Origin of the sequence: Comamonas sp. NyZ500 (assembly GCF_016772095.1) — a bacterium.
Classification (GTDB): domain Bacteria; phylum Pseudomonadota; class Gammaproteobacteria; order Burkholderiales; family Burkholderiaceae_C; genus Comamonas; species Comamonas thiooxydans.
In genome coordinates this window covers 48,345-72,424 of record NZ_JAEIJE010000016.1, presented here as the reverse complement: position 1 = coordinate 72,424, position 24,080 = coordinate 48,345, and the positions used below count along the sequence as shown (strand labels likewise).

23 protein-coding genes are annotated in these 24,080 nt (G+C 63.7%); 11 read left to right on the top strand and 12 right to left on the bottom strand.

Going from position 1 to position 24,080, the window contains the following annotated elements; translation table 11 throughout:
- Positions 1 to 6: 6 nt before the first annotated feature.
- From JAO85_RS19980 to kynU, 4 genes are all read left to right on the top strand, one after another.
- Positions 7 to 807, top strand: a complete 801-nt coding sequence (locus tag JAO85_RS19980) for an AraC family transcriptional regulator (RefSeq protein WP_202788839.1) — start codon at positions 7 to 9, stop codon at positions 805 to 807.
- 94 nt (positions 808 to 901) lie between these two features.
- Complete coding sequence (locus tag JAO85_RS19975; protein WP_039049074.1) at positions 902 to 2,281, top strand: amino acid permease; 1,380 nt, start codon at positions 902 to 904, stop codon at positions 2,279 to 2,281.
- A gap of 166 nt (positions 2,282 to 2,447) precedes the next feature.
- Positions 2,448 to 3,080 carry an arylformamidase gene (kynB, locus tag JAO85_RS19970; RefSeq protein WP_202788838.1) on the top strand — a complete coding sequence of 211 codons (633 nt, stop codon included), beginning with the start codon at positions 2,448 to 2,450 and terminating at the stop codon, positions 3,078 to 3,080.
- Positions 3,081 to 3,220: 140 nt separating this feature from the next.
- On the top strand, positions 3,221 to 4,528 hold the full coding sequence (gene kynU, locus JAO85_RS19965) for a kynureninase (protein WP_202788837.1): 1,308 nt from the start codon (positions 3,221 to 3,223) through the stop codon (positions 4,526 to 4,528).
- 34 nt (positions 4,529 to 4,562) lie between these two features.
- Here kynU and JAO85_RS19960 read toward each other — a convergent pair whose 3' ends face one another.
- On the bottom strand, positions 4,563 to 5,972 hold the full coding sequence (locus JAO85_RS19960; protein WP_202788836.1) for an SLC13 family permease: 1,410 nt from the start codon (positions 5,970 to 5,972) through the stop codon (positions 4,563 to 4,565).
- 97 nt (positions 5,973 to 6,069) lie between these two features.
- On the opposite strand from JAO85_RS19960, the gene JAO85_RS19955 reads away from it, so the two are divergent.
- The gene (locus JAO85_RS19955; RefSeq protein WP_003052541.1) at positions 6,070 to 6,645 is read left to right on the top strand and encodes a helix-turn-helix domain-containing protein; all 576 of its coding nucleotides are present in this window, start codon (positions 6,070 to 6,072) and stop codon (positions 6,643 to 6,645) included.
- A gap of 21 nt (positions 6,646 to 6,666) precedes the next feature.
- On the opposite strand, the gene JAO85_RS19950 is transcribed toward JAO85_RS19955, so the two are convergent.
- Together JAO85_RS19950 and ada are read right to left on the bottom strand one after the other, a co-directional pair.
- Positions 6,667 to 7,656 carry a DNA-3-methyladenine glycosylase 2 family protein gene (locus JAO85_RS19950; protein WP_202788835.1) on the bottom strand — a complete coding sequence of 330 codons (990 nt, stop codon included), beginning with the start codon at positions 7,654 to 7,656 and terminating at the stop codon, positions 6,667 to 6,669.
- Between the two features lie 93 nt (positions 7,657 to 7,749).
- Positions 7,750 to 8,628: a bifunctional DNA-binding transcriptional regulator/O6-methylguanine-DNA methyltransferase Ada gene (ada, locus tag JAO85_RS19945; protein WP_003067179.1), complete on the bottom strand. Its 879-nt coding sequence runs from the start codon at positions 8,626 to 8,628 to the stop codon at positions 7,750 to 7,752.
- Positions 8,629 to 8,783: 155 nt separating this feature from the next.
- Between ada and kynA the strand changes: the two genes are divergently transcribed.
- Together kynA and JAO85_RS19935 are read left to right on the top strand one after the other, a co-directional pair.
- Positions 8,784 to 9,659, top strand: coding sequence for a tryptophan 2,3-dioxygenase (kynA, locus tag JAO85_RS19940; protein ID WP_003067178.1), 876 nt, complete (start codon positions 8,784 to 8,786; stop codon positions 9,657 to 9,659).
- 114 nt (positions 9,660 to 9,773) lie between these two features.
- Complete coding sequence (locus JAO85_RS19935) at positions 9,774 to 11,039, top strand: MFS transporter (RefSeq protein WP_003067177.1); 1,266 nt, start codon at positions 9,774 to 9,776, stop codon at positions 11,037 to 11,039.
- A 61-nt stretch (positions 11,040 to 11,100) separates the two neighbouring features.
- Here the strand turns inward: JAO85_RS19935 and JAO85_RS19930 are convergent, their stop codons facing one another.
- The 4 genes from JAO85_RS19930 to JAO85_RS25655 all read right to left on the bottom strand — a co-directional run bounded on the left by JAO85_RS19930 (position 11,101) and on the right by JAO85_RS25655 (position 13,878).
- Positions 11,101 to 12,291: an FAD-dependent monooxygenase gene (locus JAO85_RS19930; protein ID WP_202788834.1), complete on the bottom strand. Its 1,191-nt coding sequence runs from the start codon at positions 12,289 to 12,291 to the stop codon at positions 11,101 to 11,103.
- Positions 12,292 to 12,413: 122 nt separating this feature from the next.
- Positions 12,414 to 12,704, bottom strand: coding sequence for an H-NS family nucleoid-associated regulatory protein (locus JAO85_RS19925; protein WP_003052529.1), 291 nt, complete (start codon positions 12,702 to 12,704; stop codon positions 12,414 to 12,416).
- 429 nt (positions 12,705 to 13,133) lie between these two features.
- Positions 13,134 to 13,547 carry a TlyC gene (locus JAO85_RS19920; RefSeq protein ID WP_237734923.1) on the bottom strand — a complete coding sequence of 138 codons (414 nt, stop codon included), beginning with the start codon at positions 13,545 to 13,547 and terminating at the stop codon, positions 13,134 to 13,136.
- A complete protein-coding gene (locus JAO85_RS25655) occupies positions 13,528 to 13,878 on the bottom strand; it encodes a hypothetical protein (RefSeq protein WP_237734922.1) in 351 nt (116 codons plus the stop codon). Before JAO85_RS25655 ends, JAO85_RS19920 begins: the two co-directional genes overlap by 20 nt.
- A 273-nt stretch (positions 13,879 to 14,151) precedes the next feature.
- Here JAO85_RS25655 and JAO85_RS19910 point away from each other — a divergent pair, with 273 nt between their 5' ends.
- Complete coding sequence (locus JAO85_RS19910) at positions 14,152 to 15,006, top strand: symmetrical bis(5'-nucleosyl)-tetraphosphatase (protein WP_202788833.1); 855 nt, start codon at positions 14,152 to 14,154, stop codon at positions 15,004 to 15,006.
- 59 nt (positions 15,007 to 15,065) lie between these two features.
- Here JAO85_RS19910 and JAO85_RS19905 read toward each other — a convergent pair whose 3' ends face one another.
- From JAO85_RS19905 to JAO85_RS19895, 3 genes are all read right to left on the bottom strand, one after another.
- A complete protein-coding gene (locus tag JAO85_RS19905) occupies positions 15,066 to 16,487 on the bottom strand; it encodes a DEAD/DEAH box helicase (RefSeq protein WP_034362449.1) in 1,422 nt (473 codons plus the stop codon).
- A 211-nt stretch (positions 16,488 to 16,698) separates the two neighbouring features.
- Positions 16,699 to 17,574 carry a neutral zinc metallopeptidase gene (locus JAO85_RS19900; protein ID WP_202788832.1) on the bottom strand — a complete coding sequence of 292 codons (876 nt, stop codon included), beginning with the start codon at positions 17,572 to 17,574 and terminating at the stop codon, positions 16,699 to 16,701.
- A gap of 143 nt (positions 17,575 to 17,717) precedes the next feature.
- On the bottom strand, positions 17,718 to 18,038 hold the full coding sequence (locus JAO85_RS19895) for a hypothetical protein (protein WP_202788831.1): 321 nt from the start codon (positions 18,036 to 18,038) through the stop codon (positions 17,718 to 17,720).
- Positions 18,039 to 18,195: 157 nt separating this feature from the next.
- Between JAO85_RS19895 and JAO85_RS19890 the strand changes: the two genes are divergently transcribed.
- The 3 genes from JAO85_RS19890 to nadB all read left to right on the top strand — a co-directional run bounded on the left by JAO85_RS19890 (position 18,196) and on the right by nadB (position 22,059).
- A complete protein-coding gene (locus JAO85_RS19890; protein WP_202788830.1) occupies positions 18,196 to 19,155 on the top strand; it encodes a delta(1)-pyrroline-2-carboxylate reductase family protein in 960 nt (319 codons plus the stop codon).
- 213 nt (positions 19,156 to 19,368) lie between these two features.
- Positions 19,369 to 20,517 (top strand): quinolinate synthase NadA, encoded by a 1,149-nt coding sequence (gene nadA / locus JAO85_RS19885; protein WP_202788829.1) that lies wholly within the window; start codon positions 19,369 to 19,371, stop codon positions 20,515 to 20,517.
- Between the two features lie 15 nt (positions 20,518 to 20,532).
- A complete protein-coding gene (gene nadB / locus JAO85_RS19880) occupies positions 20,533 to 22,059 on the top strand; it encodes an L-aspartate oxidase (protein WP_202788828.1) in 1,527 nt (508 codons plus the stop codon).
- 76 nt (positions 22,060 to 22,135) lie between these two features.
- Here the strand turns inward: nadB and dcd are convergent, their stop codons facing one another.
- Positions 22,136 to 22,702, bottom strand: coding sequence for a dCTP deaminase (gene dcd, locus JAO85_RS19875; RefSeq protein WP_003052512.1), 567 nt, complete (start codon positions 22,700 to 22,702; stop codon positions 22,136 to 22,138).
- Positions 22,703 to 22,765: 63 nt separating this feature from the next.
- On the bottom strand, positions 22,766 to 24,058 hold the full coding sequence (gene guaD, locus JAO85_RS19870; protein ID WP_202788827.1) for a guanine deaminase: 1,293 nt from the start codon (positions 24,056 to 24,058) through the stop codon (positions 22,766 to 22,768).
- Between the last annotated feature and the right edge of the window lie 22 nt (positions 24,059 to 24,080).

Sequence of the window (24,080 nt, the reverse complement as noted above, 5' to 3'; positions counted from 1 at the left end):
GCCGTCATGCCAGCCCCCAGCCACCATTTCCACCGCCACCCGGCCCTGCCCTGGGCCGAGCTGCGCATCAGCCGCCAATCCTGCTACAGCTACCGGCTGCATGCGCACGCGCAGTACTCCATAGGCATCGTGGATGAGGGCGAGACCCTGTTTCTGCATGACGATGGCCCCGAAGCATTGAGTGCTGGCAGCGTGGTGCTGATCGAGCCCGGCCACTGGCATGCCTGCAACCCCGAGACATTGCAGCCCTGGTCTTACCGCATGCTGTTCGTGCAGGCCGACTGGGTTCATGAGCGGCTCGGCGTCGGCGGCCTGCGCTTTGCACGGCGCGCGCTGCACAAGCCAGAAATCTCGCGCTGGGCAGACCGTCTCTGCCAGCCGCTTGCCGGCAGCGCCACGGATGCGCAGCTGCGGCAGCACGAGCAATCGCTGACGGATTTCCTGCAGCTGCTGGGCCGTGCCGCCGACTCCCCTGCCCCAGAGCCCCAGCCGCCCAATGCCGTCCTGCCTGCGCTGCAGCACATGCACCGCAGCCCCGAAGACGAAACCAGCGTCCAGGCCCTGGCCCTGCGCTGCGGCATGAGCCCCAGCCGTTTCATCCGCCGCTTCAGGGCCGTCACCGGCGTCACGCCCGGGGCCTACCGCCTCAACCTGCGCCTCAATGGCGTGCGCCACCTGCTGGCCCAGGGCGAGCCCCTGGCCTCGGTCGCTCACCAGATGGGCTTTGCCGATCAGGCCCATATGCAGCGCGCCTTCAAGGCCCATCATGCGCTGACGCCTGGCAACTACGCCGGCACGCAGCGCTAAGCCGGCCGGGTCAGGGACATTCGCCGCCACGCCGCCGCAGCCGGTCATTCGCGGGATACTTGCCGCTTCGATTTTTCGCACGCGCAAGTCAGCAATGGCCAACTTTGACAGTATTCAGCAACGCGAGACAGGCTTGCAGCAGCACCTGAACTCGGCCCAGATGACCATGATCGCCATCGGCGGCGCCATCGGTACCGGTCTCTTCATGGGCAGCGCCTTTGCCATCGGCTTTGCCGGTCCCAGCGTGCTCATCAGCTACGCCATCGGCGCCTTCATCGGCCTGCTGCTCATGGGATGCCTGGCCGAGATGACCGTGGCCCACCCCACCTCGGGCTCCTTCGGCGCCTACGCCGAGCACTACATCAGTCCGCTGGCCGGCTTTGTGGTGCGCTATGCCTACTGGGGAGCCGTGGTGCTGGCCGTGGGCATGGAGGTCACGGCTGTGGGCAAGTACATGGCCTACTGGTTCCCCACGGTGGACCCATGGATCTGGGTGGCGCTGTTCTCGGTCCTGCTGGCCGCCGTCAATGCCACCAGCGTCAAGGCCTTCGGCCAGGTCGAGTACTGGTTCTCCATGGTCAAGGTGATTGCCATCGTGGCCTTCATCCTGATCGGCGCCTATGTGGTCTTCGGCACCCGGCCCGAGGGCGTGGGCTTCGACAACTACTTTGTCGACGGCGGCTTCTTCCCCAACGGCTGGTGGGGCACCTGGGTGGGCGTGATCGTGGCCATCTTCAGCTATCTGAGCCTGGAATCCATTGCCATTGCGGCCGGCGAAGCCCAGAACCCCAAGCAGGCCGTGACCCGCGCCTTCCGCACCACGGTGCTGCGCCTGGTGCTGTTCTATCTCTTGTCGCTGGCACTGATGTTGGCCGTCGTACCCTGGAGCCATGCGGGCACGGACAAGAGCCCGTTCGTCAAGGTGATGGAGATTTTGCAGATCCCCGGCGCGGCCGCGGCCCTCAACTTCGTGGTGTTGCTGGCCTCGCTGTCGGCCATGAACAGCCAGCTCTACGTCACCTCGCGCATGATGTTCAGCCTCTCGCGCGGCGGCTATGCCCCCAAGGGCCTGAGCAAACTCAGCAAAAGCGGCGTGCCGCTGGGCGCAATTGCCGTCTCCTGCCTGGGCATGGCCGTGGCCATGGTGCTCAACGTGCTCAAGCCCGAGCAGTCGCTGGAGCTGATGATGTCGATCGCCATGTTCGGCGCCATGTTTGCCTGGTTCATGGTGTTCGTGACCCATCTGTTCTTCCGCCCGCGCTGGCAACGCGAACACCCGGGCCAGAAGCTGGAGTTCCGCATGTGGGGCTTTCCCGTGCTGACCCTGGTCGGCGCCTTGCTGATGGCGGGCGTGATCGTCACCACGCTGTTTACCAAGGAGTTCCACACCACCGTGCTGGTGGGCGTGCCGTTTCTGATCGTGCTGGTACTGGTCTATGCTCTTTGGTATAGGAAGAAGAAGGTCACCCCCTGAGCGGCTTTGCCTAGGCGGCCCCGCCGCTTCCCCCTCTCTCTACGCGCTGCGCGCTATGGGAGGGGGACGACACCATCGCTGCGGGGCGGCCCTTGCTCGGTGTCTTTGACATAGGCTGCGCTACTTGTCACGCTCCCGCTGAAATACACATATTGCTAGTTGCACCATGACACGCCAGATCTGGGATATTTCTCCTGCCATTCATCCTGCCGCACCGGTGTTTCCGGGCGACACACCCTATAGCCAGGAATGGGTGGCCAGCATTGGCCCGGGCTGCCCGGTCAATGTCAGCGCCATTCATCTCTCGCCCCATGTGGGCGCGCATGCCGATGCGCCGCTGCACTACGATGCGCAGGGCGCGGCCATTGGCGCCGTCGATCTGGATGCCTTTCTGGGCCCCTGCCGCGTGATCCACGCCATGGGCTGCGGGCCGCTGATCGAATGGAGTCACATAACGCACGCCATCGATGCCGGCCTGCCCGCGCGCGTGCTGGTGCGCACCTACGAGAAAGCGCCCACCGGCTGGGATGCTGACCTCGCCGCCTATGCCCCCGAAACCGTGCGAAAGCTGGCCGACCTCGGCGTCAAGCTGATCGGCATAGACACTGCCAGCATAGACCCCGCCAGCAGCAAGAGCCTGGACAGCCATATGGTGATCCGCCAGCGCGGCCTGCGCGTGCTGGAGAACCTGGTGCTCGACGAGGTTAGCGAGGGTGACTATGAGTTGATCGCTCTGCCGCTCAAGCTCATCGAAGCCGATGCCTCGCCGGTGCGTGCCGTGTTGCGCAGCCTGCTCTGATGCGCTTGGTGCGAGGCAGCGGGGCCGCCCCGGTCTCGGACACAATGGGCGAATTCGAGTCCAGCCATATTTGAATCAGAACCGGCTCTGGCGTAGACACAATCATCGTCAGTAGCTATCAAAATGAGAGAAGGAAGACAATGACCACTTTGCAAGATTGCCAGGCTCTGGACGCCCAGGACCCGCTGCGCGCGCTGCGCGAACGCTTTGCCCTGCCCCAGGGCATGATCTACCTGGACGGCAATTCCCTGGGCGCCCAGCCCAAGGCCGCCGCCGCGCGCGCGACCGAAGTGGTGACGCAGGAATGGGGCCAGGACCTCATCACCTCCTGGAACAAGGCGGGCTGGATCACGCTGCCCGAGCGCCTGGGCAACCAGTTCGCACCCTGGCTCGGCGTGGGCCAGGGCGAGCTGGTGTTCACCGACACCACCTCCATCAATCTCTACAAGGTGCTGAGCGCTGCCGCGCGCATCGCCCGCGAAGATGCGCCCGGCCGCAAAAAGCTGATCAGCGAGCGCAGCAACTTCCCCACCGATCTCTATATCGCCCAGTCCGTCTGCCAGGAATATGGCCTGGAGCTGGTGCTGCTCGAGCCCGAGGAAATCGCCGGCGCGCTGCAGACCGATGTGGCGATCTCCATGCTCACCCATGTCAACTACCGCACGGGTGCCATGCACGATATGGCAGCCGTCACGGCCGCCGCCCATGCCAAAGGCATTCTCTGCGTCTGGGATCTGTGCCACAGCGCAGGTGCCGTGCCCGTGAACCTAAAGGGCGCCGATGCCGACTTCGCCGTGGGCTGCAGCTACAAATACCTCAACGGCGGCCCCGGCGCGCCGGCCTTTGTCTGGGCGCATCCGCGTCTGATCAACCGTTTCTGGCAACCGCTGTCGGGCTGGTTCGGCCACGCCGAGCCCTTCAAGTTCGTGCCCGACTACCACCCCGCCCAGGGCATACAGCGCTATCTCTGCGGCACCCAGCCCATGATCAGCATGAGCGTGCTGCAGTGCGGTATCGACATCTACACCGAAGCCGAGGCTTTCGGCGGCATGGCCGCGCTGCGCAAGAAATCGCTGGCGCTGACCGATCTGTTCATCCAGCTCGTGGAAGAGCGCTGCCAGGGCCACGGCCTGGGTCTGGCGACACCGCGCGAGCATGCGGCACGCGGCTCCCAGGTCTGCCTGACCCGGGAAGAAGGCCTGGGCGTGAATGGCCAGGACAGCGGCGCCTACGCCATTGTCCAGGCGCTGATTGCACGCGGCGTGATCGGCGACTTCCGCAAGGGCGACGGCGGCACGGGCAGGCACAAGGACATTCTGCGTTTCGGTTTCACGCCGCTGTATGTGGGCTTTGCCGATGTCTGGAATGCCGTCGAGCATCTGCGCCAGGTGCTGGAATCGGGCGAATGGCAACGGCCCGAGTTCAATACCGTGCACGCCGTGACCTGAGGCAGGCACCGGGCGCGGGCCGGCCGGCATCCGGTCAGGCCCGTGCCCAGCTCCAATTGAGCACGCCCATCAGCGCCACGGCGGCCAGGTCCAGCACCAGCACGCTTCGCTGCACCCAGCGCCGCTGGTCAGCCCCCTGCGCCAGCAGTTGCACGGCCATCTCCACCTTGCCGGGCGAAGCCATGAGCAGCAGCGAAGCACTGACGTTGTGCACCGCCATGAATGACAGCAGCGGCGCGCCCAGCGCCTGGGCGATCTCGGCCTGCGTGGCCGCGAACATGGCATTCGCCCCGGTGTTGGAGCCGGTCACAAAGCCACCCAGCGCTCCCACAAAGGGTGCAGCCAGCAGATACAGCGACCCGCTGCGGGCCAGCGCCTGCGCCAGCTGCGCGGCCATGCCCGAAACCGCCATCAGCACGCCCAGCACAATGAACAGCGCCGTGACCGGTGCCACCTGCAGCCAGGAGCGCCAGACCTTTGCCAGCGATGGGCGCGCCGGCCGGCCTCGCGTGAAAAAAACCGCAGCCACCAGCAGCCACAGTCCCGGCGAAGCCAGCCCATGCCAGGCAGCGGGCAGATCCAGGGTGCGCAGCAGCGCTGCCGCCGCCAGCACGCCTCCCAGCAGCAGCGCATAGGCCGCCAGCGCACGCCGCCCCGGTGCGCTCAGGGGCGGCTTGTCCGCGTCCACTTGCGACACGCGCAGGCGCAGCAGATGCCAGCCCACCACCAGCAAGGCACCGAGTGCCCCCGCTGGCGCCGTGCCTGCCAGGGTATTCATCAGAGCCACGGCCGCAGTCAGCAACAGACCCGACAGCAGGCCCTGCAGCAGAGCCGGCCAGCGACGGCCCGGCACACTCGCCAGAGCCGCCGCCGCCATGCCGGTGATGACAAACGGAATCACGCTGACCAGGGCCGAAGCCTGACCCAGCTCCTTGAACGGCAGACCCGCCATGGTGGCTGCCACCAGCGTCCCCGGCCCCATGGAGCCCCAGGGCACGGCGCACAGGCCCAGCAGGCCGATGAGCACCACCTTGCGCGGCGGCAAGCCGAAGTGCGCGAGCAGCGGTATGCCTATGGTCACGCCCACGCCGAAGCCGGTGACCGACTCGGCAAACGGCGTGATGCCATGCACCACCAGCAGCACGGCGCCCGTGCCGCTGCCGGCCCTGGCCAGCAGCCAGTCGGCCAGGGCCTTCTGCGCTCCCGACGCGCGCAGCACCTCGGACAGCAGCAGCCCGCCTGCCACGATCAGCAGCACTTCCAGCAGCACCGGCGCCCAGTGCATGCCCGCGGCCAGCCATGCTGAAGCGGGCTGCGCAAAGGCTGCGGCAATCACCAGCAGCGCCACCGCCACGCCCAGCGCTGCGGCATGCAGCGAGCGCCAGCCCGCCAGCAGGACGGCGATGACGGTGGCCACGGGCAAGGCACTGATAAACATGTACATTGCATTCATCCTCGAAAAATAATTTCCTATACGCAAAATTATTTTCTCATAGGAAAATTTTCAACACAAGAACAGACGCCATGACAAGGAGCCAGACTTGAACTCCACCACCGCATCGCAGGCATCGGAGCAGGATGCGCTTTTCGGCGCCGCCGTCCGCGCGCGCCGCGCCCAGCTGGGCATCACACTGGATCAGCTGGCCCAGGCCAGCGGCGTCTCACCGGGTGCGCTGTCGCGCGTGGAACGCGGCCTGCTGGCCACCAGCCTGCGCAATGCCATGGCGATTGCACAGGGTCTGGGCTGCGAGCTGGGCGAGCTGGTGCAAAGCGCACCCAGCGCGCAGATCACGCGCGCCGGCGAGAACCTGCGCTTTGTCGACGAGGCCAGCGGCGTGGAGCGCCTGGCCCTGGCCAGCCCCAGCGCGGGTGTGAACCTCGTGCATTACCGCTTTCCGCCGCATGCGGTCTCCAGCCATTTCGCGGCCCATCGCGCAGGCACGCGCGAGGTCTTTCATGTGCTGGAAGGCAGCATCGAAGTCTTCACCGCCCAGGAGCAGGTGCTGCTGCATGCGGGCGACACGGCCACGCTGGTGGTGGACAGCGAGCACCGCCTGGCCAATGCCTCGGGCCAGCCCGCACGCCTGCTGCTGCTGGTGCTGTCGCCGCCGCTCTGAAGCGCTGCCGCCTGCCGCCTCTCAATAGGCGCTGTCGGCCAGCGAGGCCCAGAGGTGCGCGGCCACCAGCGCGCGCCAGGGCTTGAACTGTTCCAGCCAGTCGCTGGCGGCACGCGCGTCGGGCTTGTCGCTGCCGGTAAGCAGGCCGATGGCCCGGCGCACCGCCACATCGCCGTGCAGACTGCCGTCGGGCCAGCCATAGCCGCGCAGCAAGGTGTAGTTCACCGTCCACGGCCCTATGCCCTTGACCGCCAGCAATTGTGCCGAGGCAGCGGCCACATCCTCCTCGCTCCAGCGCCCGGCGGCACTGCTGGCAGCCCAGTCGTCCAGCGGCAGCTGCCCCTCGGCAACGGCCTGGGCCACGGCCAGCAGGGTCTGGGCCTTGGCCTGGGAAAAGCCCGCGCCGCGCAGCGCGTCCAGCCCCAAGGCTGCCACACGCTGTGCATCGGGATAAGCGTGCAGGGCCGGCATGTCCCCGTCTTGCGCCAGCGGCTCGCCCGCCAGCGCGATCAGCTTGCGCCGCAGCGAAACGGCCACGGCCACCGTGATCTGCTGGCCGGTGATGGCCCAGGTCAGCGCCTCGAAGGGCGTGGGCGAGCCGGGTACATGCAGGCCGGCCTGGCGCGACAGCAGCGCGCCCAGCTCGCGGTGGTCGCCATGCGCCAGCTCCAGCTGGTCTGGCGCATAGATCAGCCCCAGCATGCGTTTCACCATGGCCTGCAGCGCGGCCCGGTCTGCCTCTGCCGGCTCTGTGTGCGCTGCATGCAAGCTGGCCTGTACCTGTCCGCTCTGCCATTGCAGCTGCAGCAAGGCGGGGCTGCGCTTCCACATGATGGCCTTGTGCAGGCTGCGCGCAGCGGCATCGACCCGCTCGGCCAGTTGCTGCTCGTCGCGATCATGGAAATGCACGAATTCGTCAAAGCGGTAACGCGCGGGCAGGGCAATGGAGACTTCAAGCAGCATGCGGTTTTCTATCACAGGGGGCTGCGCCGTAGCGTGCCTGTGCTTCATTCATTAAATTCATAGCTGCTATCGCTCATCAACCAATGATTTCGGATAGAAATCAATTCAAATTCATTGAGGATCATGCGATAGCAGCTCTCTTTAAGAGAGCTTGAGTCGGGCCTGCTGGGCCTCGCGCAGCAGCAGCGCACGCTTGCGCTCCACACCCCAGCGATAGCCCGAGATGCTGCCGTCGTTGCGCAGCACACGATGACAGGGCACGGCCACTGCAATCGGGTTGGCCGCCACCGCGCTGGCCACGGCCCGCGTGGCGCTGGGCTGGCCCAGCTGCCGGGCCAGTTCGCTGTAGCTCACGGTCTGCCCGGCCGGAATGCTCTGCAGCGCCTGCCACACGCGCTGCTGAAACGCCGTGCCCTGAATATCCAGCGGCAGGGCCAGCCCCAGGCGGGGCTGCTCCATCAGGGCCACCACCTGGGCCACGGTCTGCTCATACTGGGCGTCGGCCCCGATCAGTTGCGCCGCCGCAAAACGCTGCTGCAGATCGTCCACCAGCGCATGGGGATCATCGCCCAGCAGCACGCAGCACACGCCCTTGTCGGTGCTGGCCACCAGCAGGCTGCCCAGCGAGCATTCGGCCAGGGCAAAGCGGATACGCTGGTCCTGGCCGCGCCTGCGATAGGACTGCGGCGCCATGCCCAGCATGGCCGGTGCATCCTTGTAGAAGCTGCTGCTGGCTTCATAGCCGCTCAGATAGGCCGCATCGGTGACCGACTCGCTGGCCTCCTGCGCCAGCGCGGCACGCACATGCCTGCCGCGATGGGCCTTGGCATAGGCCTTGGGCGTAAGCCCCGTGGCGCGCTTGAAGTTGCGGTGCAACTGCCAGGGACTGAGCCCGAGGCGCTGAGCCAGCACCTCCAGCGCGGGCATGGGCTCTTCGCTCTCCAGCCAGCGGCAGCACTGGATCATGCGCTCATCTGTTTGCGAATTTGCAGCGGCGGTGGAAGGCAGAGGACTGGGCATGGCGTGAATCTCGGCTGAGTGCGTTTTCTGTCATCGGTCTATGACTGGCCCGACTTTACGCAAAGCTATGGCAGCTTGCATCCACGTTCTTGCAGGCTTTGTGTGCCCGGATTCGGTTACGCTGCGCGCACTGACCTATCAAAGATGATTTGACCATGACGAATGAATCCTCCGGTTGCCCCCTGCATGGCGGCGCAGCCATCGTCCGCGACGAGAAAGCCCAGCTCGACTTCAGCCGTGACATGAGCTATGGCGACTATCTGCATCTGGACCAGATTCTCACGGCCCAGCATCCGCTGTCGCCCGCCCATGACGAGATGCTGTTCATCGTGCAGCACCAGACCAGCGAGCTGTGGATGAAGCTGATGCTGCACGAGGTGCGCGCGGCTACGGCAGCCATTGCCAATGCATCGGGCGAGACCAAGCCCGATGCCTTCAAGATGCTGGCGCGCGTCTCGCGCATCATGGAGCAACTGGTCAGCGCCTGGACCGTGCTGTCCACCATGACACCGCCTGAGTACTCGGCCATGCGCCCCTATCTGGCCAACTCCAGCGGCTTCCAGAGCTACCAGTACCGCTGCATCGAGTTCGCGCTGGGCAACAAGAACGCGGCCATGCTCCAGCCCCACGCCCACCGCAGCGATCTGCTGGCCCAGGTGCAGGCCGCCTACGAATCGCCATCGCTGTACGACGTGGCCCTGCAGTTGCTGGCCCGCGAAGGCATCGCCGTGCCTGCCGACCGCCTGCAGCGCGACTGGACCCAGCCCTATGAGGCCAGCGAGGGCGTGAAGCAGGCCTGGATCACCGTCTACCGCGATCCGCACAAGTATTGGGATCTGTACCAGCTGGGAGAAAAGCTGGCCGATATCGAAGATGCCTTCCGTCTCTGGCGCTTCCGCCACCTGACCACGGTGGAGCGTGTCATCGGCTTCAAGCGCGGCACGGGCGGCACCGGCGGCGTGAGCTATCTCAAGAAGATGCTGGACGTGGTGCTGTTCCCCGAGATCTGGAGCCTGCGCACCGAGCTGTAGGCCGGTCATCAAGGCCATCGCCATTCAGGCTGCCCCTGCTGCTCTTTCGTGACAGCGCGGGCAGCCTGAATTCTTTAGGCTCCGTGCAAAACCTAACATCGCAACAAACTGCCCATGTCTTCCGATCACAGCGCCGCCGAGGCTGCGCCGAGCGCCAGCCCCAAACCCGACTCTTCCGCCTGGGCCATGCTGGTCTGCCTGCTCACGGGCTTTGCATTGAGCCAGGCCTTCAGAACCGTCACCTCCATCATCGCCGACGGTCTGCGCACGGACTTCGGCCTGTCCGCGCAGTCGCTGGGCTCGTTTGCCGGGCTGTTTGCACTGTCCTTCGGCGTGGCCCAGCTGCTCATGGGCATAGGCATGGATATCTACGGCCTGCGCCGCACCGTGCTGCTGGCCTTTCCGCTGTCGATTGCGGGCGCCGCGCTGTCCGCACTCGCACCCAGCTATTCCTGGCTGATGCTGGGTCAGCTGCTGATCGGCGTGGGCTGCTCGCCCGCCTTTCTGGCCAGCACCATGTTTATCGCGCGCCACTTTCCGGCCGATAAATTTGCCTACCTCTCGGGCATAGGCCTTGGCCTGGGCGGGCTGGGCCTGCTGTTTACCGGCACACCCATGGCCTGGCTGGTGCAGCACATGGGCTGGCGTGCCGGCTTTGCGCTGCTGGCGGTGCTGAGTGCGCTGTCCTGGCTGCTGATTTTCTTCAAGGTGCACGAGCCCGAGCTTCCCGGCGATGCCCAGCCCAAGCCCGGCTTCATGCAGGCGCTGCAAGGTTTTGGCAGCCTGCTGCTGCTGCCCCATACCTGGGGCATTGTGCTGCTGGGCATGGTCAGCTACGCCTCGTTTCTCACCGTGCGCGGCCTCTGGCTCAGTCCCATGCTGATGGATCGCTACCAGTTTTCATTGGTCACGACCGGCAATGTGGCCCTGGCCTGCTCCGTCATTTCGCTGTTTGTGCCTTCCATGTTCGGCCGGCTGGACCCCGGTCCGGCCAGGCGTCGCCAGCGCATTGCACGCTTTGCGCTGCTCATGGCAACCGTTTTTGTAGCGCTGGCCCTGCTCCACCAATCCGTAGGCAGCGTGCTGCTGCTGCTGGTCATGAGTGTGCTTTCGGGCTACGGCACGCTGATCTATGCCGATGTGCGCTCCTCCTACCCACCGGCCACGACGGGACGCGCACTGTCCATCTTCACCATGGCCATGTTTCTAGGAGCCGCGCTCATGCAGTGGCTGTCGGGCTTGGTCGCAGGCGTTGCGGAACGCCAGAATGCCGACATCTATCAGGCCGTGATGCTGATGATTGCCGCCATGCTGGGCAGCGGCGTGCTGGCTTACCAGCTCATCAAGCCTTCGCCATTGCTGCACAAGGCCAGCAACTGAGGCAGTCTATCTGCCAGGCAGGCAGCTGCGCGAAAACCATTCCGGCTATGGCAACCGGTTGCTAGAGCGCGCCCTCATAGAGCCAGGGCACATCCATGATGCGCCCGCCCAAGGCGCGCAGCGACAGATCGCGCCCCCAGCGAACAGGCCCTGTCGCATGGAAGATCCGGCCATTGCGCAGCGAGCGTTCCTGCACCCTGGCATTGCGCTGCCAGCGATTCAGCGCATAGCGGCGCAGCCGCAGACTGACATCCAGATCATGCATGGACAGAGCACTCTGCAACTCGGCTGCATCCTCGATGGCCATGCCCGCACCCTGTGCCAGATAGGGACGCATGGGATGGGCCGCATCGCCCAGCAGGGCTACAAGGCCCTGCGCCATCTGGGCCTCTGACGACACCGGCAGCCGGTCGGCCACCGGCCACAAACGCCATTCACCACCCACATCGGGAACATGTTGAACCAGATCCTGCAGGTAAGCGCATGCGCCCTGAAGATGCTGCAGCAAATCGGGCAGATTGGCCGAGTGATCCCAGTTGTCCAGATCCTCGGGGGCCGGCCCCTGCACAATGACCACCAGATTCTGCAGCTCGCCGCGGCGCACGGGGTACTGAATGGCGTGCAGCTGCGGACCCAGCCAGGCCGTGACCTCGCTGGTGCGCAAGCGCTTGGGCAGATTGGCCTGATGCACCAGGGCACGGTAGGCCAGGTGCCCGGTCACACGCGGCGGGCCATCACCCAGCATCTGTGCGCGCACGGCACTGCGCACGCCATCAGCGCCGATCAGGGCGTCGCCCTCGATGAGCTTGCCGGTACTGGTGCGAATGGTGACCACGCCGTCCTGCTGGCTATAGCTGCTGACGAACTGGTCGAGGTTGAGGTGAGCCTCTGGCAGAGCCTTCAAGGCCTCCAGCAGAATCTGGTGCAGGTCGGCGCGATGAATGGTCAGGTAGTTGGCTCCATAGCGCTGCACCATATCTGCGCCCAGGGGCAATCGCCCCAGCTCTTGCCCCGTCACGGCACTGCAGGCTCGCAAGGACAAAGGGCAGGCCACGACCTGCTGCAACGACCGCTGCAGCCCCCATGCCTGAAGACAGCGCACCACATTGGGCCCCAGCTGAATACCGGCTCCGACTTCGGAAAACTGCGCTGCACGCTCGAACAGGCGCACATCCCAGTCAGCCCGCACCGCCGCAATGGCAGCTGCCAGACCGCCAATACCGCCACCCGCAATCAACACCTGCTTGTTCATGGACTCTTATTGTGCCGCGTAGTCGCCAGCATTGAAGAGAACTCTTGTTTGCGCTGCCGCAAACCTTGCAGCCATGAAAAAAGCCCGCCAAGGCGGGCTCTTTCAACGTGCGCAAAAGCAGATCAAATAGCGAACTTTTCGCGATCCTGGTCTGCAATCCACTTTGGCGGCTTGCCACGACCGGTCCAAGTCTGACCCGTAGCAGGATCACGATACTTGGGGGCCACCTTGGCGCCCGCATTGGCGGAAGAGCGCGCGCGAGCGGGAGGGAAAACATCTTCAGCAGTCAAGCCGTACTCGGCAATCAGGCCGCGAACCTTGCTCACAGCTTCAGCCAGTTCACGCGAACGGGCTTCGTTGATTTGCTGTTCCAGCTCTTCTCTCTGCTTCAGGAGTTCCTTGTAAGTGCTCATGATTTGCGCTTCTTGGTTGATTAAAGTGAACTCATTATAAATGCCGGAATTTCAAATTCATGATTTTCCTAGTAAGCAAAAACCACAATTCAGAATATCTATAAAATGCAACCACGTGTTAATAAATAGCTATTCAGTCTCAGGAGCTGCCAATATCCCGTCGATACGCTTTCGTCCAAATCGATCAGCTCAAATATCCAGCCACCACACAAGACCTTCACGTCCGGAACGGGCAAATGGCTGCTTTGGCAAGGAATAAACCGGCCGGCGTGTTATGGTGCCCCCGGCCTTCGCCTGGCAATACTCAAATAGTCAGCCTGGCCTTCAATTCTGAATAGGCATCAGGCCCTTGAGCAGTCAGAATCCGTCTTCTCTGCGAGTTGCCCAGGCCTCTGCCTCCTCCAAGAAGCAAAGCTCTCTGGCACTGACTTAGAGCCAACCATGCGGTGTCGTGATGCCCTGCTCCGCCCCATATTCGTCGACGAAAAACACCCCGCTCCCTGCATTGGCACGCAGTTGATCCAGCCGCCTCGGCTCGCACCAAGTCTCAGGCAATAATTTCAAAGCCAGCGCCTGCTCTCCCTGCAGGTCTTGTGATTTCTCAGCGAGCGCCGGCCCATTGGGCACGCCGATGATGCCTTGCATCTCGTCCAGCGAGCTGCGGCATGCAGTAACCAGGAATGTCTTCCCAGCTCTCCATCCGGGCAACAGCCAGGCACAGGTCTGCAGAACCTGATGCATCGCCATTTCGCCATTCAGGCAATACATATCGGCGTAAATAACATTGAATACGTCAGATAAATATCGTCTAAATGAAATACGCTTACGCCGCCTGATGCTCATGCACCTCCATCAAACCTGGCTGACGCCCCTGCTCCAAACCAGCTGCGATTTCTTCCTCAGCCATTGCTGCACAGGTGAACTCACTAATCCGCAGCAAAGTCAATATGACATGCATTGAAAATGACAACAAACGCACAAAGGACTTTGCGATAGATGCAACCCAGGCCATGGAGCGCCTTGCCATGCCGAAACCAGCGCTGAATAGGGCTGCCCGATACGCTTTTGAGCCAGCTCTCCAAAGATAATCGTTATAAATGTAATAGCAGTTACGACGATAGTCGTTGCCGAAATGGTTGCTGTCCTTTCCAATATTCCCGGAGATATCAGCCAAACGGCCAATCCATCGCTGATCGCAGCCCCACCCCAATACCGCTGAGCGTCCGATGGAGGTAATTCCAAGCTGCACGAAAGACAGAAACTGCGTGGACTCTCAAGCAACTCCAGCTCAGCTTGGGCGTCCTTGCTCACGAGCTTTGCCAAAGCCGGCAATCCTGCCCTGCAACCGGAAGGCCAATGCCAGTTTCGACATTACAAACACCCCGTTAAGCAGTGTCAGCAATGCAAACAGCAGAAAATCCCTGACTCGTCCATCAGAAAGAAGACCATGGCACTTTACTGTATCGGGGACATCCAGGGCTGCGATGACGCTTTCGAGCGTTTATTGCAAATCGTGGATTTTTCCGCAAGTCGGGACACACTTTACGTGCTCGGCGACCTTGTCAATCGCGGCCCCAAATCCGCCGAGGTATTGCGCCGCTGCATGCAGGGCGGCGATGCCATTCGCCCTCTGCTCGGCAATCACGACCTGCACCTGCTGGCCGCAGCCCGGGGCCTTCGCCGTCAAAGCAAGCGCGACACTCTGGCCCAGGTTCTGAGCACACCCGATTGCGATGACCTGTTGCACTGGCTGCGCCAGCAGCCTCTGGCTCGCCTGCACACCAATGCGCTGGGTGAGAACCTTCTCATGGTGCATGCCGGCGTGCTTCCTCAATGGAGTGTGCAGGATGCCGTGACCTTGAGCACCGAAGTTCAGGCCGTGCTTCAGCATGCCGACCATGCGCGTTTTTTGCAGAATATGTACGGCAACCAGCCCGATCGCTGGTCCGCCGACCTGCAAGGCGATGACAGACTGCGCTGCATCGTCAACGCCTTTACCCGTCTGCGTTTTTGCAGTGCCGACGGCGTCATGGATTTTGAGAGCGCGGAATCCGCCGATCACGCACCCGAAGGACTGATGCCCTGGTTCGATGTGCCGGGCCGGCTCACTGCCGATACACCCATGGCTGTTGGGCACTGGTCCACGCTGGGCCATGTCAACCGGCCCGATCTGATGGCCATGGACACCGGTTGCGTCTGGGGCAGCTGCCTCAGCATGATGAGAATCGGGGAGCGCATGGACGAACGAGAGCTGATACAGCTGCAGTGTCCGCAGGCTCAGGTGCCTGGCAGCAAGGGCTGAAGCTTCAAAAAGAAACGCCTGCATCCGCAGGCGTTTCTTTTGGCGCGATGACCCAGTGTTCAGGAAGCCACGACGGGAGCCTTGAACAAAGCGGCAATCTTGCGCTTGGGCTTGATGCTTGCGCTCTTGACCGGGGCTGCATGCTTGCTGTCCCAGGATGCGGTCTCGCTGGCGCTGCTGGCCTCATAAGGCTTGTCAAAGAACGGATCCAGATTGACAGGACGCTGGGCCATGCGCGATGGACGATGCGCATGACCGCCACGCGATGCTGCATCGAATTCACGCTCGCGACGTGGACGATATTCCTCGTCGCTGCGGCTGCGGCGTGCCGGACGGAAATCCAGCATGGGCGCAGGTTCGACTTCGATCTTCTTCTTGGTGAGCTTTTCGATGTCGGCCACATTGCGGCTGTCATGATCGGTCACCAGAGTCACGGCCAGGCCCGATGCGCCGGCTCGGCCGGTACGGCCGATGCGGTGCACATAGTCTTCCGCATTGAAAGGCACGTCGTAGTTGAAGACTGCGGGCACATCCTTGATGTCCAGACCTCGCGCGGCCACATCGGTACAGACCAGCAGATCCACCTCGCCGGCTTTGAAGGCTTCCAGCGCCTTCAGGCGCTCGTCCTGACTCTTGTCTCCATGCAGTGCGGCGGCACGCAGACCGTCACGCTCCAGGGCACGCGTCAGACGCGCACAACCCAGCTTGCTGTTGGAGAAGATGAAGGCCTGGCGAATGTCGCGCTCCTTGAGCACGGAACGAATCGCGTAACGCTTGTCGTCATCCGTGACCTTGTAGAAGCGCTGCTCCACGGTGGACGCAGTCTCGTTGGGACGAGCCACCTCGATGGTCACCGGATCCTGCAGATAACTGCCGGCCAGACGCTTGATCTCGGGCGAGAACGTGGCCGAGAACAGCAGCGTGGTGCGGCTCTTGGGCAGATAGGAGAGGATACGCTGCAAATCGGGCAGAAAGCCGATATCCAGCATGCGGTCGGCCTCGTCCAGCACCACATACTCCACCTGATTGAGCACCACATTCTTGGCCTCGATGTGGTCCAGCAGACGACCGGGCGTGGCCACCAGCACCTCGACGCCTTTTTTCAGCTCGATGGTCTGGGGCTTCATATCCATGCCACCAAACACCACGGTGCTGCGCAGCTTGGTGTGCTTGGCGTACAGGGCAATCTGTTGTGCCACCTGGTCGGCCAGTTCACGCGTGGGCAGCAGCACCAGGGCACGCACCGGATGGCGGGCAGGCGATGCCGAAGCGTTTTCATGGCGCATCAGGCGCTGCAGCAGGGGCAGGGAGAAAGCCGCCGTCTTGCCTGTGCCGGTCTGGGCTGCGCCCATGACGTCCTTGCCGGTCAATACCACCGGAATGGCCTGCGCCTGAATCGGAGTCATGGACTCATAGCCCATGTCGGCCACTGCGCGTGCCAGGGGCTCAGCCAAGTGAAGATTGGAGAAAGAGCTTGTCATTGAGGGCGTTATTGTCGCACCGAGTGGGTTTTTCGCGTTGGCTTTGTGATTTTCTGCAGATGAAAAGCCTTCGCCCCCTCTGTTTTCACGCGTAAAAAGCCTTGCCAATATCCCGTGCAATCTATCGGGATAACCCGGATTTTCACATTCTGCCGCCCCAAAAACAAAGGCGTGTGACAGTGCACACGCCTGGTTCAGACCAGCTTGTGGCTCAAAGCGACTGAGCTGCGAAGGTATCGCAGGCCTTGACGCTGCCGATCTTGTAGCCCTGGGTGAACCAGCGCACACGCTGGGCGCTGGAGCCATGGGTAAAGCTGTCGGGACGCACCGTGCCCGTGGCTTCGCGCTGCAGCTTGTCGTCGCCGATCTGCTGTGCGGCATTCATCGCCGACTCGATATCGCCCTGCTCCAGCCAGCTCTTGGCCTGCTGCGACTTGTTGGCCCAGATGCCGGCCAGGCAGTCGGCCTGCAGCTCCAGGCGCACGGACATGGCATTTTGCTCGCGTTCGCTGACACGGCCACGCATGCTGTCCACCTTGCCCGAGATGCCGAGCAGGTTCTGCACATGATGGCCGACCTCGTGGGCAACCACATAAGCGCGCGCAAACTCACCGGGAGCACCAAGCTGACGGCTCATGGTGTTGAAGAAGTCCATGTCCAGATAGACCTTGTAGTCACCCGGGCAGTAAAACGGCCCCATGGCCGACTGCCCCGTGCCGCAGGCCGTGCGCGTCACGCCGGTGAACAGCACCAGCTTGGGGTTCTGATACTGGGCACCGCCTTCACGGAAGATCTGGGTCCAGACATCCTCGGTTGAAGCCAGCACCGTGGAGACAAACTTGGCCCCCTGGTCATCGCCAGCCGGGCGATGCGCTGGAGCCTGCTGCACCTGGGGCGAGCCACCACCGGAGAGAACGCCAATCGTGGTCAGTGGGTTGATGCCGAACACGCCCCAGCCAATCAGCGCCAGCACCACGGTGCCGATGCCGATGCTGCGGCCACCAATGGGAAAACCACCGCCACCACCACCACCGTCTCCGCGGCGATCCTCGACGTTGTCCGACTCGCGGTTACCTTCCCATCTCATGGTGCTTACTCCTTAGCTGTGTTGCACGCGGCCTGCGCCGGGTGGCGATATTAAGGGCTGTGGCTCCGAATGCAGGTATCAAGCTGTGCTTTTGCCACCTCAGTCAAGCTGCAGCGCAGCATTGTTGACGTTTGGCTTGGTGTTCAGCGGCCGGCAGGCGTAGGGATCAGGGTCACGCCCGGCGTGGACTGAGGCTGGTTGCGGGCTACCTGTTCCTCCACCACATCGACCATGCTCAGAAACAGAAAGGCCACTGCCAGCAGGCCCACCACCGCCAGGACGGCCGATGTCCAGAGCTTGGCCGAAGAGGATTTGCGCGGTGCTGCCGCCTGCTGCTGGGTCGGCTCATAGCTTGCAGCCGAGCCGCCATCCCGCCAGACAGGCTCGACATGACCACGGCTGGAAGGCGCTTGTGTCCAGGTAGGGTCCTTGCGTTGCCCGGAGCGGGGAGAAAAGCCAAACATGTGTACGACAAAATCGATGAATAAGACAGTGGCTATTGTGCGCGCTGGCAGCCTTCGCCAGAAGCGTCCGTGCTGCGACATTCTGTCGGTCAACACCGGGCCGGGCTTGCAATTCTGTAAGCTCGGAGGCTTGTCCGCTGCCCCCATAAGACTGCCCATGAATGCCCAGACCCAGCCCTCGACAGCGTCTCTGGACGCCCGCGCCACTGCCGCACTGCTGCCATGGTCCGCCCTGGCCGATGAGATCGAAGCACTTTTGCGCCAGCTGCAAAACAGTTGCAGTGTCTCGGTTCCGCCACGCATCGTCATGCCGACGGCTGCGGGCAATTGCCTGTTCTGCATGCCGGCCACCGATGGCCAGGTAGTCATGACCAAGCTCATCAGTTTCACGCCAGGCAATGCCCGGATGGGCAGGCCTACCATTCAGGGCGATATCGTGGTTTTTGATGCAGCGACCGGAGTGCGTCAACTGATTCTGGACGGCCCCACCGTCACGGCCAGACGCACCGCAGCCGTATCGCTGCTGGCAGCGCGCCGCCTGGCCCCCAGGCCTCAAGGCGCCCTGCTCATCGTCGGCGCCGGCGTGCAGGGCAGCTCCCATATGCAGGCTTTTGCTCAGGGCCTTGGCACGCAGGAGGTCTGGATTCACTCGCGCAGTGCCAGCAGCGCGCAGCGGCTTGCAGACGAGGCCCGCGACCTGGGTCTGCATGCGCGCATCACCGACGACCTGGAGGAAGCCGCCCGGCACTGCCCGCTGATCGTGACCTGCACGCCCGCGCAGGCCGTGGTGCTGCATGAGGCGGCAAGACCCGATGCCTTTGTCTGCGCTGTCGGCGCCTTCACGCCGCAAATGGTGGAACTGGATCCCGAGTTGTGCCGGCGCTTTCTGCACCAGGGCCAGATCGTCGTTGACACCGCCGATGCTGCGCACGAGGCCGGCGACCTGCTGCAGGCCGGCATCGAGGTCGCCCCCCTGCCCACGCTGGCCGCCGTGGTGCATCAGGACTGGTCGCGCTCCACGAAGCCTGTACTCTTCAAATCCTGCGGCTGGGGCGGCTGGGATCTGGCCGCCACTCGCCTGGCCCTGCGCCAGCACCTGCTCAGGCAGCCCGCCTGAACATCCTCCATTTGCTCATTTTTCAGAAGCATCAAGTCATTGATGAATAAGCGATCCATCCGTTCTCTGGATTGCCTTCCCGAGCACTGACGGCACTGAAAAGCGACGCCATTCAAGCTAATTTGTCTCCATGGTGACAAATTCAAAAAAAGCGGTTTTAATAATACTCAGATTGAGTATAAATATTTAACAGCACAACTCAGGATGGAGACGATGACGATCAGAACCGTGGAATTCGACCAGCCCGCACCGGGCAGCAGCAGCCAGTGCAGCAGCAGCCAGTGCAGCACCGGCCAGGCCTGGGCCAGGGTGCTGCCGCAGCAGGACCGCCAGCAGCAGCGCGAGACGGCGCAGCGCATCAAGGCTCTTCTCAAGGAACGCAATGCCGTCATGGTTGCCCACTACTATGTCGACGGTGCGCTGCAGGATCTGGCACGCGATACCGGCGGCTGCGTGGGCGACTCGCTGGAGATGGCGCGCTTTGGTGCCAACCATCCCGCCAAGACCTTGATCGTGGCCGGCGTGCGCTTCATGGGCGAGACCGCAAAAATCCTCAGCCCCGAGAAGACCGTGCTCATGCCCGACGGCGATGCCACCTGCTCGCTGGACCTGGGCTGCCCGGCCGACGAGTTCAGCCGCTTCTGCGACGCCCACCCCGACCGCACCGTGGTCGTCTATGCCAACACCAGCGCTGCCGTGAAAGCCCGGGCCGACTGGGTAGTCACCTCTTCGGTTGGGCAGGACATCGTGGCCGCCCTGCACGCGCGCGGCGAGAAAATCCTCTGGGCACCCGACCGCCATCTGGGCAGCCACATCCAGCAACAAACCGGTGCCGACATGCTGCTGTGGCAGGGCAGTTGCGTGGTCCATGACGAATTCAAGGCCGACGAGCTGCAGGCCCTGGCCAATGCCCACCCCGAGGCCGCGATTCTGGTTCACCCCGAATCGCCGGCCGCCGTCACTGCGCTGGCCGATGTGGTGGGCTCCACCACTCAGCTGATTGCCGCCGTGGGCAAGCTGCCCACCGACACCTTCATCGTGGCCACCGATCAAGGCATTCTTCACGACATGCGCCAGCGCTATCCGGGCAAGCACTTTCTGGCTGCCCCGACGGCTGGCACGGGTGGCAGCTGCAAAAGCTGCGCCTTCTGCCCCTGGATGGCCATGAACAGCCTGCCGGGCGTGGAGCGAACACTGCTGCAAGGCAGCGGTGCCATCGAGCTTGACGCGATGCTGGGTCTGGCCGCCCGCAAGCCCATACAGCGCATGCTGGATTTTGCCGCTGCCCAGCGCCAGCCGGTACGCGCCAGCGGCGAGCTGGAACGCGACGCGGCCCTGTTCCAGAACTTCGGTCCGGCCTGAGAAAGGACAAGCACCATGCCCCAATCTCAGACTTGCAGCGATGTGCTCATCATCGGCTCTGGACTGGCCGGCCTGACGCTGGCGCTCAGCCTGCCCAACACACTGCGCATCACCGTGCTCAGTAAAAGCAGTGCCGACGAATGCGCCAGCGCCTGGGCCCAAGGCGGCGTTGCCGCCGTGCTGGATCCCGCCGACAGCCTGGAAGCCCATGTTCAGGACACGCTGATCGCCGGCGCAGGCCTCTGCGACGAAGGCGCCGTACGCCGCATTCTGGAACAAGGCCCCCAGGCTATCGCCTGGCTGCAGGCCCTGGGTGTGCCCTTCAGCACCGATGCAGACGGCCGCCTGCACCTGACGCGCGAAGGCGGTCACAGCGCTCGGCGCATTGTGCATGCGGCCGACCGCACCGGGCAGGCCGTGCACCAGACCCTGCTGCAGGCCTGCCGGCATCTGAAGCACATCACCTTGCTGCAGCATTGCACCGCCATGGAACTGCTGCTGGACGTGCAGCAGCGCTGCGTGGGTGCCAACGTGCGCAATGCCGATGGCCAGCAGCAGCCTATGCTGGCCAGCCATACCGTGCTGGCCACGGGCGGCATGGGCCAGATCTACCCCAGCACCACCAATCCGGCCACCGCGACCGGCGACGGCATCGCCATGGCCTGGCGCGCGGGCTGTGTCGTGCGCGACCTGGAGTTCATGCAGTTCCACCCCACGGCCTTGCAGGTGGGCGGCCGGTCCGTGGGCCTGGTCTCGGAAGCGCTGCGCGGCGAAGGAGCCTTGCTTTGCCTGCCGGACCGGCACGGCCAGCCCGGCGAGCGCTTCATGCTGCGCCACGACCCGCGCGCCGAGCTGGCGCCACGCGACATCGTGGCCCGCGCCATCGACCGCGAGATGCGTGCCCACCAGCTGCCCCATGTGCTGCTGGACATCACACACCGCAGCCGCGACTGGCTGGGCGAGCATTTTCCCGGCGTCATGGCACTGTGCGCTGCGTACGACATAGACATTGCCACCCAGCCCATCCCTGTTGCGCCCTGTGCCCACTATGCCTGCGGCGGCGTGCAGGCCCATGTGGACGGCCGCACTGCCGTGGCCGGTCTATGGGCAATTGGCGAGGTGGCCCGCACCGGCCTGCATGGCGCCAACCGTCTGGCCAGCAACTCGCTGCTGGAGTGCGTGGTCATGGGCAGGTCTGCCGCGCTGCGCATGGCCGAGCAGCCCTTGCACAAACCTGCTGCCATTCCTGGCAGGCAGCGCAAGCCCGGCAAGAGCCTGAGCGCTGAAAGCCAGCAGGAGATGCGCCAGTCGCTGCAGCAGCTCATGCTGCACAACGTGGGCATCGTGCGCAGCAACCACAGCCTGATTGCAGCGGCCAAGCAACTGGTGCTGTGGCGCGCTCAATGGCGCGGTGCCGACCCTGCACTGCGCAACCAGCTGGCCCTGTGCAGCCTGATGGTGGACGCGGCGCTGCAGCGCCATGCCAGCGTGGGCGCGCACTGCAATCTGGACTGGCCGGCGCTCGAAGCGGCAGCCGCCTGATCTCGCCCAGCTGCCACCCTGGAAAGCAAAAAGCCCGCTGTATCCGCAGCGGGCTTTTTTGGCGGAGCAACAGGCCTCAGGCCTTGGGCAGGGTCACGCCATGCTGGCCCTGGTACTTGCCGTTGCGGTCCTTGTAACTGACTTCGCATTGCTCGTCGCCCTGGAAGAACAGCACCTGGGCGCAGCCTTCGCCCGCATAGATCTTGGCCGGCAGCGGCGTGGTGTTGGAGAACTCCAGCGTCACATAGCCCTCCCACTCGGGCTCGAAGGGCGTCACGTTGACGATGATGCCGCAGCGCGCATAAGTGCTCTTGCCCAGGCAGACGGTCAGCACGTCGCGCGGGATGCGGAAGTACTCCACCGTGCGGGCCAGTGCAAAGCTGTTGGGCGGGATGATGCAATAGTCACCCTCGAAATCGACAAAGCTCTTCTCGTCAAAATTCTTGGGGTCCACCACCGTGCTGTGGATATTCGTGAAGACCTTGAATTCGCGGGCGCAGCGGATGTCGTAGCCATAGCTCGATGTGCCGTAGCTGATGATCTTCTTGCCGTCGACCTGGCGCACCTGGCCAGGCTCGAAAGGCTCGATCATGCCGTGCTGCTCCGCCATCTGACGGATCCATTTGTCGCTCTTGATGCTCATTAGAAATCCTGTATCGCTTGATTTTTCATAGCGTTGTGCGCTCACAAATCAAGCGCAAGACCGCTATTTTGCTTGAGAAACAATGGTTTGCTCAATCAGGCGGTCATCTCCGAGGATGATCATGGCAAACAGCAGCTCGTCCAGATTGCGCGCCTGGGCCGTCTTGCGCGCCAGCAGCGGCGTGCAGCCGGGGTTGATGACGACCAGATCGGCCTCGCAGCCAGGCTGCAGATTGCCGATCACGCCCTGCAGGCCCAGCGCCCGCGCAGCGCCTGCCGTGTGCTGCCACCAGAGGTTTTGCGGCGACAGGCTCTGCCCCTGCTTGGCATGGCTCTCGCGCCCCACCACATAGGCGGCCTGCATGGTGCGAAACGGCGAAAAGCTCATGCCGCCGCCCACATCGCTGGCCAGGCCGTAGAGCATGCCGGCCTGGTCGGCCTTGAGGTAGTCGAAATAGCCGCTGGCCAGAAACTGGTTGCTGGTCGGGCTGACGGCCGCCGCCGAACGCGTGTCGTGCATGAGCTGGCGGTCGGTTTCATCGAGCCAGATGCTGTGCGCATAGACCGCGCGCTCGCGCATCAGGCCGAAGTCGTCGTAGACCGCCAGATAGCTGCGTGACTCGGGAAACAGCTGCTTGACCCAGGCAACCTCGTCGAGGTTCTCGGCCACATGGGACTGGATCCAGACATCGCCGTACCTGGCGGCCAGCTCGCCCGCACCGCGCAGCTGCGCTTCGGTGCTGGTGGGCGCAAAGCGCGGCGTGATCGCATAGCCCAGGCGGTCCACGCCATGCCAGCGCTGGATCAGGGTTTCGGTGTCGATCAGGCCTTGCTCGGTGTCGTCGCGCACGCCGTCGGGGCTGTTGCGGTCCTGCAGCACCTTGCCGGCAATCATGCGCATGCTGCGCTTTTGCGCAGCCGTCATGATGGCATCCACCGATGCCGGATGCGAAGTTGCAAAGGCCAGCGCCGTGGTCACGCCGTTGCGCAGCAGCTCGTTCATGAAGAAATCGGCCACGCCATCGGCATATTCGCGATCGTGGAAACGCGACTCGTGCGGGAAGGTGTAGTTCTCCAGCCAGGGCAGCAGGCCCGGGGCAGGCGCGCCGATCACATCGGTCTGCGGATAGTGGATGTGCAGGTCGACAAAGCCCGGTGCCAGCAGCTTGCCGGGCAGGTGAATGACTTGCACGCCTTCGCGCTCAAGATACTGGTCGGCCAGCGCCTGCCAGCTGCCCGCAGCCACCACACGCTGCACGCCCGCGGCATCGGGAGCAACCGCCAGCAAGGCGTCGGAGTCATAAACCGCTTGGCCGTCATCGGCGAAGCGCAGCAGGGCACTACGATAGATTTTCATGGACCAGAGCTTACGCGCCCGC